Origin of the sequence: Microcoleus sp. S13_C3 (genome assembly GCF_036700905.1) — a bacterium.
Taxonomy (GTDB): Bacteria; Cyanobacteriota; Cyanobacteriia; order Cyanobacteriales; family Microcoleaceae; genus Microcoleus.
In genome coordinates this window covers 1-12,433 of record NZ_JAUBPT010000202.1, presented here as the reverse complement: position 1 = coordinate 12,433, position 12,433 = coordinate 1, and the positions used below count along the sequence as shown (strand labels likewise).

Sequence of the window (12,433 nt, the reverse complement as noted above, 5' to 3'; positions counted from 1 at the left end):
GACTAATGACTAATGACTAATGACTAATGACTAATGACTAATGACTAATGACTAATGACTAATGACTAATGACTGATTTATTCACAATTCCCAAATATTATGTCTCGTTCCAAAGCCCTGCAATCTTATATTTTTCTCCGCTTGCTCCTCGCACCGCTAATGTTATGGACAATCACCACAGCAGTATTTTTATTGCTGCGGGCTACTCCAGGCGATCCCATAGATGCCATTCTCGGCTCACGAGCTCCCGCAGCCGCCAAAGAAGCAATGCGAACCCAACTCGGCCTCGACGCACCCCTGTGGCAGCAATATCTCAAATACATGAAAGACTTGTTGAGCTTCGACTTGGGAACCTCCATCACCACTCGCGGACAAACCGTGTGGCAAATTATCGGAGATTATTTCCCCGCTACAGTGGAATTAGCAGTTTGTAGCATGGCCATAGCTTTAATTGTCGGCATCAGTATCGGTTCCTTAGCAGCATCCCGCCCCAACACTATTTTCGATGCTGTCGGCCGTTTGTTTGGCATTATCACTTACTCGCTGCCCGCTTTTTGGGCCGGCATGGTTTTGCAATTGATTTTCGCAGTGCAGTTGGGATGGTTTCCCTTGGGAACTCGCTTTCCCGTGACATTCCCCGCCCCCGAAGGCTACACAGGACTATACACTATTGACAGTCTCCTGAGCGCTAACCTTGGTCAGTTTCTCACATCTTTGCATTATTTGGCACTTCCGAGTTTGACGTTGGGGATTCTTTTGAGCGGCATTTTCGAGCGCATTGTGAGAGTGAATCTCAAGCAAACTTTGCAAGCAGATTATGTCGAAGCAGCTAGAGCCAGAGGCATTCCAGAATTCCAGATTTTATGGGCTCACGCTCTCAAAAATGCACTAATTCCGGTGATTACTGTCTTAGGATTGACTTTTGCTGCACTGTTGGGCGGTGCTATTTTAACAGAGGTTACTTTTTCTTGGCCGGGGTTGGCAAATCGCCTTTACGAAGCGATTAGCTTGCGGGATTATCCAACTGTTCAAGGTATTGTGGTGTTTTTTGCGGCAATTGTCGTAATTGCCAGCATTGTAATTGATATTTTGAACGCTTACGTTGACCCGCGAATTCGGTACTAAAAATATTAAGGAAGAAGGGCAACGGATGCGTGACTGTTGCACTTTCGGCTTTTTCTACCTCTATTTTCTGCGTTCGCCAGATGTTGCAGCCAGCGGTGGGCCTGTAGAAGCAGTTGTCAAAAAGATCGATCGGCTTTTAGAGTGACGACACTTGGCATTGTATGGGCAATACTGGAGAAAATAAACTTTAACATTTGAGGAAACGCTGATGAGATTATTGCGAACAATCGCCGCTCTATCGGCGGCCTTGACCCCACTGATGGCTGAAGCTGCCTTTAGCCGTCCCATGCCGGGAACAGCCGATTTTCCCAGAGCCTCAAACCCCCAAGTAAATGTGCCGGTTTGCTTCATAGAAACCCGAGGTGGCACAACTTTTGATTTAGTCAGCTTGTGCGGCAGCAATGCTGCTCCCCAAAACACTGCTGCGGGGAATGCTCCTGCAAATAACCCCAATGCAGCCACTCCTCCGCCTCCTCCCCCGAACCCCAACGCCCTCACCAGAGATGCTGTCGGCACCCCGATAACTACTCCTGCAGGTACGGCAAATCCCAACAATCCCAATACTCTGACTCCGGGGACTTCGCCCGCAGGTACTCCCAATGCGAATCCGGGAACTTCGCCCGCAGGTACTCCCAATGCGAATCCGGGAACTTCGCCCGCAGGTACTCCCAACAACAATGCCAATCCGGGAACTTCGCCTGCAGGTATTCCCAATGCCAATCCGGGAAGTTCACCGAGTACCACTCCCAATAATCTCAATCCGGGAAGTTCACCGAGTACCAATCCCAATAATCTCAATCCGGGAAGTTCGCCGAATACCAATCCCAATAATCTCAATCCGGGAAGTTCACCGAGTACCAATCCCAATAACAGTGCATCTCCCACGGGTGGAACTGCTGGTGACAGCAACAGCGATTTAGTTCCAAATCGCAATCTCAATCTTCCGAGAGTGCCACCGAGTTCCTTTAGCCCCGGAGGTCTTGCACCGACTAGAGAGGCGATTGATGGCCCCCGCCAGTAATCAGCGAAGTGTCAGAACTTTTACAGAAACCGGGTTTCTCGGAAACGTTCTCTTTTTCAGGGATATTTCACCAGCGAGAAAGCCGGAATATTTATTTGCCTGCTTAATATTGCTCTCAGGTGCGATCGGCATATTTTGTAGCAGAGTAGCCAAATAAAAGTTAAGCTAAGAACTTGTAGACGCTATTAGCCAAGCACTCTTTTAAAACTGGACAACCAGGTAGAAGCAGTCATCGAAAATTTGGGGTCCCAAACCTCGTCGTTCGAGGACGGCTTTACTATTTAATTTTAACATTTCACCAAATATATGCTAAAATGTGAGGTATGGAAAAAGCTCACAGTTACCGATTTTACCCAACGCCAGAACAAGAGTCGCTATTGCGGCGTACCGTCGGCTGTGTAAGATTGGTTTACAATAAAGCTCTCCACGAAAGAACTCAAGCATGGTACGAAAGGCAAGAAAGAATAGGATACAGTCAAACTTCCTCAATGTTAACGTCTTGGAAAAAGCAAGAAGAATTAGACTTTTTAAATGAAGTTAGTTGTGTTCCTTTACAGCAAGGCTTGAGACATTTACAAACAGCTTTTACTAATTTCTTTGCTGGTAGTGCTAGGTATCCTAACTTTAAGAAAAAACATCAAGGAGGAAGTGTAGAATTTACCAAGTCTGCTTTTAATTTTAAAAACGGACAAATTTATTTAGCTAAATGTTTAGACCCTTTACCTATTCGATGGTCAAGACAAATACCCTCATATTGTGAAGCTAGTACGGTAACGGTTAAATTACATCCATCAGGACGTTGGCATATCTCAATTAGATTTGATGATCCAACTATTAAACCCTTACCTGTTAGCGACAAAGTGATAGGAATTGACTTAGGAATTAGTAGTCTTATGATTACTAGCGACGGGGATAAAGTCGCTAATCCTAAACACTTTAAGAAACATTACCGAAGATTGCGTAAAGTCCAAAAAACTCTTTCTCGCAAACAGAAAGGGTCAAAAAATAGAGAAAAAGCAAGAATTAAGGTAGCTAAGGTTCACGCTCAAATAACCGATAGCAGAAAAGACCATTTACATAAGCTAACGACTCAATTAGTTCGTGAAAACCAAACGATTGTAGTTGAGAATTTAGCGGTGAAAAACCTGGTCAAAACTCCCAAGTTAGCCCAATCTATATCAGATGTAAGTTGGGGAGAAATAACCCGTCAATTAGCTTACAAATGCCGTTGGTATGGGAGAACTTATATTGAGATAGATAGATGGTTTCCTAGTTCTAAGCGGTGCAGTAATTGTGGGCATATTGTCCGTGAATTGCCGTTAAGTGTTAGAGAATGGGAATGTCCAGAGTGCGGAACTCACCATGACCGTGACATTAACGCGAGTAAAAACATTTTGGCCGCAGGGCTTGCGGTGTCAGTCTGTGGAGCGAGTGTAAGACCCCAACAGAGTAAATCTGTGAAGGCGACTGCTAAGAAACAGAAACCTAAATCGTGAGGTTTAGGAATCCCCGTCGTTCACGGCCGGGAGGATGTCAAGAGCAAAATATTTGTTTTAAATTGCCACAAAATTGCTCTAGAGCCGATCGCACTTGAGGAGGACATAAGAGTGTCAAACTTAGTTCAACGCTTAGAAATAACCGCTCATCCGCAACTAGAAAAATCCCTCGGCTATCGAGGAGATAGTCGCTGGGTAGCTTGGCGCTGGGAACCAGACATCGACCAACTTATTTCCAGCGACGGCAAAACAGTCGGCACTGGCAATAATATGGCTTGGCTGGTGTTTTTGCAGCACGATTTAGTCGATCCTGCCGTACAAGAGTACAACCTCGGCGAGGGCGATCGCTACTGGCTGCTTTTAGACACCGCAACTAGAAATCTCTACGTCGGCGAAGGGAAAACTGTTCAAAGTCTGCTGGAACAGCCGGAAAGTTTAGGTTTATTGGCCTGTCTCGATGGCGGGAATGCCGATCGACAAACTGGTGAAACTTGGCAGCAAACCCTATCTCAACTAACAGCCAAACCAGTTGTTCGCCACCTGACAAATGCCCTTCCTTTCGGTATCGCGGCCGCTTTGATAGGTGCTTTAGGCATCGGCACCGGATTGTGGGTAGTGCCGGCAGTGCAGCAGAAAATAGCCGAAAAAACAGCTTTTGTTTCCCCAATTAGTTCGGGCGCCAACTGCGGGCTTGGCGGTTCAGACGATTTTTCAGCTTATATCGGTTCCTCAAGCGGAAACAAAGAACTTCATTTAATAGGCGTTTACGAAGCCAATGCGGATCACAAGGACCGAAATTTATCTAAAAGGGCGTTAGCGAAGCCCTCGGAGAGGATCGAAGTCAAAGTAGAACGTCGAAACAAGCCCATAATTCTCGCATTTTCAGCTTATGAACCCGTGCAATGGAACATTACCGCAGAACCGGGGGCCGTTATCGAAAAAATCATCGTTAACGGATACCACAACCAAACTGTTTCAGGAGTTTCGGGAATTCCAATTGAAGAGCACAGCTACGAAGAAACCGGAGACAATCTCGGCGACTTTATCTACAAGTGGGGTGCTACCCCTGACAGTTCCAATACTTCTTCCCTCGTGACTAAATTGGAACAGAGAAACAGCACCAGTTTAACTTCTTTTCAAGGATGCTACAGAGGTAAGAACTTTACAATTAAGTAAGAATTATGGATTATTTTGGGGGTGGGGAAACGGTATTGCCCATTGGTGACAACTTAAGACTGAAACCATTGATAAATCTCGCTTGTAGCTAAGTCTCGATCCCCCTCGCATACCCCCTACTCCCCCTGATTGTTGGGGAGTAGGGGTTGACTTTGATCGGAATCTTGTCCCTTGTCCCCCCCTTATTAAGGGGAGTAGGGGTTGAGTAGGGGGCAAGCTAAGGGGGGCTCGGATTCTACGGGGCCTCATAAAAAATTGGTATTACCTGATATCTTGCACCATTCTCAATTAGCCGTAGGGGCGGGTTCGCCAACAGCCTTAAAGCTTGCAAATAGGTTCTATAAACCCGCCCGACCCCACGAAAAATCCTCTTATTGATATTGCTGCAAGATGTCAGTATTACCCGAAATCAGGACACGGCAGTGCCCTTTCCCTAAAATTAATCCGGCGATGGTTAAATCCTCACCAGGACGATTATTTTGGGGCTAGGGAAACGGCATTGCCCATTGGCGTCAACTTAACGTACAACCAATAGTCCGGCTCTTGTTGAAACCCCTGCCTCAAAGCTAAAGTCCTCTTGCATAGGACTAATGAGTTCTTCAGTCCTCTTTCAGAGGACTTTAGCTATAAGCCCCGTGGAATTCATTCCCTGGCGGACTGCCGGGTGAGCGGGAGGACTGGCCGACGCAAAACTTAAGTTGACACCAATGGGCATTGACCTCTCCCACCTTGCCTGATGTTAATTCAATTATTTATATTTTGAACTGTTATTTGACAAGGTTATGTAATGACTGTATCATAAACTATTAACTTTAATTTGTGATTCCCGACAATAACAATGCTAACAAACTTAAGATGAAATACTGGTACGAAACCCTCGCAGTAGCGCAGCGAATTTTAATTGAATTGGGTAGGCGGCGACGCAGCTTAGTCTTGTGGAGTATATTTCCAGTTTCTATCTTGCTAATTAACGGTTTAATTTTAAAAGAACGCGCTAATCTCACCACAGCAAAAGCCTTTGAAACTGCTGCACCTGCAAGCTTAGTAGGAGCAGCTTTATTTTTTAGCTGTCTCGGTGGTAGCGTAGCAACAGTAGTAGCAGAGCGAGAACAGCATACCCTCAAACGGTTGTTTATTTCCCCGCTGAGCGGCACATCCTACTTTTTAGGAATTTTCCTGGCTCACAGTTGCATCGGCATCGGTCAAGTGATTTTAGTATATACGATCGCCTCTTGTTTAGGAGCACAATTTCAAGGCTCTATCCTGTTAGGATGTGCGATTATTCTGCTCAGTATTGTATCTTATGTAGGTGTAGGCTTTATTCTCGGCACCCAGTTTGCGAGGCGCACTGAAGATGTCAACTCGCTAGTAGCCGCTTTCGGCGTTCCTTTGTTGATTTTAGGAGGCGCATTTTTGCCTACTTCGCTCTTTCCCAAAAGTCTGCTGGATCTCGCCCAGTACAATCCAATTTATCACATGAACGAAGCGCTGATGGGCGTGTGGGCTGACGGCAAAGATTTGGCTGATATTTCCGAACACTTCTGGTATTTATTCATATTTTCTATTGCCATGATTGCAGGTGGGTGGCTTTCTTACCGCAGGATGCTGAGAGTAGAAAGAAGACTTTAAAACTATCTCATTATTATGTCGTAATTATTCATCTCTCTCTTCTCTGCGCCCTCTGCGCTCTCTGCGGTTTAATCATTCAGAAACAACCGTAAATATATAAAATAATACGGAGAATTAAAGCAGTGCTGCAAATAGAAAAGCTAAATAAGTCCTATGGCGAGCGTTCAGTGCTTAAAGATTTAACACTGCACATTCAAGCTGGAGAAATTTACGGTTTGCTGGGGCAAAACGGTGCTGGCAAAACTACCACTATCAATATTTTATGCAATTTGCTAAATGCCGACAGTGGCAAAGTTTCTATTAATGGCGAACCTGTTTCTGACTCTACAAAATCCTTAATCGGTGTAGCGCCCCAAGAAAACTTGCTTTACAAAAGCCTTAGCTGCGAAGAAAACCTCAACTTTTTTGCTCAAATTTACGGCTTAGAGCGCAAGCAGCGGCGCTATCAAGTAAGGCACTGTTTGAAAGCAGTAAATTTGACAGATAGAGCTACAAGCCCCGTGGAAACTTTGAGCGGAGGAATGCAGCGCCGTTTGAATATTGCGGTGGCTTTGGTACATCAGCCTAAATTAGTAATTTTAGATGAACCCACAACGGGTTTAGATATTGAGGCTCGCTACGAAATTTGGGAGTTAATTCAGCGCTTGCAATCGGAAGGAATTACAATTTTGCTGACAACTCACTTGTTGGATGAAGCTGAGCGGCTGTGTCACAGAATTGGGATTTTAAAGAATGGCAGCATTGTGGCTGAGGGCAGTTTGGAGGAGTTGCAAAAACTGATTCCTGCTCAAGAAATTATCGTGGTAAAAACCGACGAAGAAGCTGAAGTCATCGCCCGCGCTAAACAATACAGTTTCATTCCCCGCCGCTACGGTAGCGATTTAGCTTTTTGGCTGCCGGAACGTTTAGAATTAAAAGAAATTATTTTGCTGTTCGACGGGATTTCAATTGATTCAATCGCTCGGTATCCGGTGCGATTAGAACATATTTATGTAGAAGTAACTAAACAAACTGTATCCTAATCTGCGTCCATCTGCGTATATCCACCACCATCTGCGGTCAAAAATTCCAGAGTAATTAACAAAGGCGATGTCTAGATTCTCAAGATATCGTCAACTTTTATGCTGTCTGGCAAAATAGCCAATAAAATTCCGCTAAAACAAATAAACCCTCATACCCACAGCCTTTCTTGGATATCTAAATTATGTCCTCATGGCAAAGATCCGACTTTTCCGACTTTATGATCCGACTTTTCCGACTTTACAGAGGCAGGGGCCCTAAGCAACGATAGAGATAGGGGAAAGCCAACCCACGATGTCTAGATTGTAAAGATATCGTAAACCTGGATGTTGTGTTGCGAAATGTTAAATAAAAGTATGCTATAAAAGATATGTCTGTGGTATGATATATTTAAGTTGCATCTAATGTTATAGAAACCCATTCCCCCACGAGGCCAGTGAAAGCCCACTTCATATCAGGACTACCCCGCTCAGGCTCTACTTTACTGGGTGCATTACTACGACAAAATCCCCGCTTTCACGCTGCTATGACTAGCCCAGTCGGGGGATTAGTGGAGAGAATGTTGGAAGCCATGAGCGAAGATAATGAGTTTTCCGTATTTATTTCCTCTGAACAAAAACGGGCACTGATTATGAGCATCTTTTCAGCTTATTACCACCCGCAAGCTGAAAAAGAAGTGATATTCGACACCAATCGTCTTTGGTGCAGCAAATTGCCATTAATTCTGGAACTATTTCCCGAAGCTAAAGTCATCTGCTGCGTCAGAAATATCGCTTGGATTATGGACAGCATTGAGCTACTGATTCGCCGCAACGCCTTTGATGTTTCGAGGTTATTTAATAATCCAGCGGAACGGGCTACAGTTTATAGCCGTACCGAAGCATTAAGTCAAGGTTCGCGTTTAGTTGGTTATGCTTATAACGCTCTTAAAGAAGCATTTTATAGCGAACAGAGTGCATCTCTTCTACTGGTAGATTACGATCTATTAACCATAAAGCCGGCTAAAACAATGTCGCTGATTTATCAATTTCTTGGGGAACAGTATTTTGAGCATGATTTCGAGAATGTTCAATATCACGAGCCAGAATTTGATAATAAGCTCAAAACACAAGGGTTACATCAAGTGCGTGCTCAAGTCGAGTTTAAACCGAGAAAAACAATTTTACCCCCCGATTTGTTTGAGCGATTTGATGGCTTATCTTTTTGGACAGATTCAACAAATAGTCGTGCTAGTGCGATTGTAGCGAAGCCACAGTCCGGCAGGGGTTGAAACCCCTGCCTCAAAGCGAAAGTCCTCGCTATGAGGACTGAAAAACTCATTAGTCCTCTTAAGAGGACTTGAGCTATGAGACAGGGAATTCATTCCCTGGCGGACTGGCGGGTTTACTAGCTGAATTGGCGGGAACACAGCTTAAGTTGACACCAATTGGCACGGTGCCGTGTCCTGACTGTGGGTAATATCAATTCCAATGGCACCGGATTTGAGATTAAGCTTTGATGCGGGGGTTTCAACCCCTGCCGGACTTAAATGTAAACGATAGATATAAAGGATAGCAGGAATTATGAACTCATCAACCGCCAACAAGCAAATTATTTTCGTTGACTCTTCTGTACAGAATTATCAAAACTTGATAGAGGGCGCAGATGCTAACGCCAAAATAGTCATTTTAGATGACAAGCGTAGTGGCATTGAACAAATTACCCAAGCACTGGCTAGTGAAAGTGGCATTGAAGCTGTTCATGTAGTTTCTCACGGCAGCGAAGGCAGTTTAAAACTCGGTGCAGACGTACTCAATGGGAATGACATAGAAAATTTCAACACTCAGCTAAAACAGTGGGGAAATGCTCTGACAGAGAACGGAGATATCCTACTTTATGGATGCGATGTCGCCGCCACAGAAACGGGCAATAATTTTGTCAAGCGGTTGAGTGAACTCACAGGTGCAGATGTCGCAGCCTCTAACGACTTGACGGGTTCTGCAGCTAAAGGCGGCGACTGGGATTTAGAAATAGTAACGGGCCAGATTGAATCCGCCGTGCCGTTTAATCGGCAGGCGATGGAAGATTATGACTATACACTAGAGATTTTTAATGTCACGGCGACAACTGATGATGGTACTGGCACTGGAGCAGGCACATTAAGCAAAGCAATTTTAGAGGCTAATTCCCTAGCCGGAGATGACACCATTACCCTACAAACCAACGTCACTGTTACAGGGGTAATGAAGACCCTAGTTAACAGCAACATTGATTTTATTGGCAATAACTTTAGTGTCAGTGGCGGGAATAATTTTCGTCCCTTCTTTGTCAAACAGGGAACCGTCAATTTCTCCAACATGACTGTCACCAACAGCAAAGCCCAAGGAGGAATTAGTGGTTTGGGTGGTGGGGGTGCTGGCATGGGAGGCGGCTTGTTCATTTATGACGGCAGCGTCACGGTGAATAACGTCACTTTTAGCAATAACAGCGCTGTCGGCGGTAATGGTACACAAGCAGGTTTCAGTTTCGGTGGTGCCGGAATGTTCGGCAACGTTGGTGGTAGCGGTGGCGGCGGGCTATTTGCAAGTAGCAGTAGCAGTGCTGGTGCTTATGGAGGCAACGGCAATTACGGCGGCGGCGGCGCCGGCGGCTTTGGCCGCGGCGGCGTCGGCAACAGTGCTGGTGGCGGCGGCGGCGTCGGCGGCTTTGGCGGCGGCGGCGGCTACAGCGTAGGCATAATCACCACAGGCATAGGCGGCTTTGGCGGCTTTGGCGGCGGCGGCGGCTTTGGCAAGAATAGCGGCGGCTATGGCGGCTATGGCGGCGGCGCCGGCGGCGTCGGCAATAGTGGCAATAGTGGCAAAGGCGGCTTTGGCGGTGGCAATGGCGGCGGCGGCACCGGCGGCGGTGGCGGGGCTGGTTTAGGAGGTGCCATCTTCATCCGCACGGGTTCTTTAACCCTGAACAACGCCACCTTCAGCACTAACACCGCCACAGGCGGCTCTGGCAATAGCGGCTTTGGCGGCGGCGGCCTCGGCTTTGGCGGCGCCATCTTCGCCATGGAGCGCGTCTTCAACACCAATGGCAACAACCAAGGAATGCCAACGGTGCTACCTACCGTCACCTCATTAGGAGCCACCTTCACCAACAACACCGCACTCAGTCAAGGAAACATTCCCGGTGCTAAAACTCCCAGCGGTGGTGCCGGCAGCAGCCAAAACAATAACGACGTTTACGGGACTATTGCTGCACCAACACCAGATATCGCTGTCACCACTCCCACCTTCACTCCTACTACCCTACTAGCAGGCACAACCAACCAAAAACTCTACGAAATTGACTTAGCCGTTTCCACCTTTAACGCCCAACTCACAGGCGTTACCCTCACTCCCAGCGGCACTTACACCCCCGCAGACATCGCTAATTTCAAACTCATTTACTCCACCGACAACGTTTTAGATGCGGGAGATACCACCCTCAGCACCCAACCCCCAGTCGCATCCGGCAGTCCCCTGAACTTTACCGGACTCACCCAAACCATCAACACCGGCACCCCAGGCTACTTATTCCTAACTTCTGACATTGCCACAGGTGCCACCGAAGGCAAAACCATCAATATCGGCGCACCTACCCTCCCTAACTTCACCTTCGCCTCCGGTAATGTCACCGGCACTCCTACCGCAGGCGACACGCACAAGTTCGACGGCATCCCTACCATTACCAGCGTCACCGTACCCGCCAATAATACTTACGGCATCGGCGGAAACCTCGACTTCACGGCAACATTTAGCGAACCCGTCACCATCATCCCCGGTACTGGTAGCGCCAACCTCCCCATCACTCTCGACACTGGAGGTACTGTCAATGCCATTCTCACGGGCACCGGTGCGTTATCAGCTACCCAAACTTTCCGTTACACCGTAGCATCAGGCAACGTTGACAGCAATGGCATCACTGTAGGCGCTAACTTAGCACTCACAGGCAGCGCGACGATTCAAGATGCGACTAAAAATAATGGCACCCTGACTTTAAATGGAGTCGCTGCGACAACGGGTGTATTAGTTGATGGCGTTGCCCCCACAGCCCCCACCATTACAACTTCTGGGAGTACCAAAGGCGCGATCGCGGGTAAGGCAGAACCGAACAGTACAGTTAACATCTTACAAAACACGACTGCACTAGGTACTGCGACTACTGATGCTTCGGGAAATTGGACATTTACCCCCACGACAGCTTTAGCCGATGGCACTTATGCCTTCACTGTTACAGCGTCAGATGCTGCGGGTAATGTTTCTGGGGCTTCTACGGCAGTTGATTTGACAATAGATGCTAAAGCCCCCGCAATACCTACTATCACAACTTCTGGGAGTACCAAAGGCGCGATTTCTGGTAAGGCAGAACCGAACAGTACAGTTAACATCTTACAAAACACGACTGCACTAGGTACTGCGACTACTGATGCTTCGGGAAATTGGACATTTACCCCCACGACAGCTTTAGTCGATGGCACTTATGCCTTCACTGTTACAGCGTCAGATGCTGCGGGTAATGTTTCTGGGGCTTCTACGGCAGTTGATTTGACAATAGATGCTAAAGCCCCCGCAATACCTACTATCACAACTTCTGGGAGTACCAAAGGCGCGATCGCGGGTAAGGCAGAACCGAACAGTACAGTTAACATCTTACAAAACACGACTGCACTAGGTACTGCGACTACTGATGCTTCGGGAAATTGGACATTTACCCCCACGACAGCTTTAGTCGATGGCACTTATGCCTTCACTGCTACAGCGTCAGATGCTGCGGGTAATGTTTCTGGGGCTTCTACGGCAGTTGATTTGACAATAGATGCTAAAGCCCCCGCAATACCTACTATCACAACTTCTGGGAGTACCAAAGGCGCGATCGCGGGTAAGGCAGAACCGAACAGTACAGTTAACATCTTACAAAACACGACTGCACTAGGTACTGCGACTACTGATGCTTC

At 46.9% G+C, this 12,433-nt stretch carries 8 protein-coding genes; all 8 read left to right on the top strand.

Translation table 11 applies throughout. The features are described from left to right. Window positions 1–99 precede the first annotated feature (99 nt). A complete protein-coding gene (locus tag QUA16_RS32855; RefSeq protein ID WP_333108688.1) occupies window positions 100–1,125 on the top strand; it encodes an ABC transporter permease in 1,026 nt (341 codons plus the stop codon). Between the two features lie 208 nt (window positions 1,126–1,333). Further along, entirely contained in the window at window positions 1,334–2,146 is an 813-nt protein-coding gene (locus QUA16_RS32850; protein ID WP_333108686.1) for a hypothetical protein, read from the top strand. Window positions 2,147–2,469: 323 nt separating this feature from the next. Further along, window positions 2,470–3,642: an RNA-guided endonuclease TnpB family protein gene (locus QUA16_RS32845; protein WP_333108684.1), complete on the top strand. Its 1,173-nt coding sequence runs from the start codon at window positions 2,470–2,472 to the stop codon at window positions 3,640–3,642. A 111-nt stretch (window positions 3,643–3,753) separates the two neighbouring features. Beyond that, window positions 3,754–4,818 (top strand): hypothetical protein, encoded by a 1,065-nt coding sequence (locus tag QUA16_RS32840; protein ID WP_333108681.1) that lies wholly within the window; start codon window positions 3,754–3,756, stop codon window positions 4,816–4,818. 819 nt (window positions 4,819–5,637) lie between these two features. Then, the gene (locus QUA16_RS32835; RefSeq protein WP_445305423.1) at window positions 5,638–6,447 is read left to right on the top strand and encodes an ABC transporter permease; all 810 of its coding nucleotides are present in this window, start codon (window positions 5,638–5,640) and stop codon (window positions 6,445–6,447) included. Window positions 6,448–6,569: 122 nt separating this feature from the next. Continuing rightward, window positions 6,570–7,469, top strand: coding sequence for an ABC transporter ATP-binding protein (locus QUA16_RS32830; RefSeq protein WP_333108677.1), 900 nt, complete (start codon window positions 6,570–6,572; stop codon window positions 7,467–7,469). A gap of 434 nt (window positions 7,470–7,903) precedes the next feature. Next, a complete protein-coding gene (locus QUA16_RS32825; protein ID WP_333108675.1) occupies window positions 7,904–8,737 on the top strand; it encodes a sulfotransferase in 834 nt (277 codons plus the stop codon). 292 nt (window positions 8,738–9,029) lie between these two features. Beyond that, window positions 9,030–12,433, top strand: a 3,404-nt coding sequence (locus QUA16_RS32820) for a DUF4347 domain-containing protein (protein ID WP_333181651.1), incomplete at its 3' end; no start/stop codon positions are given.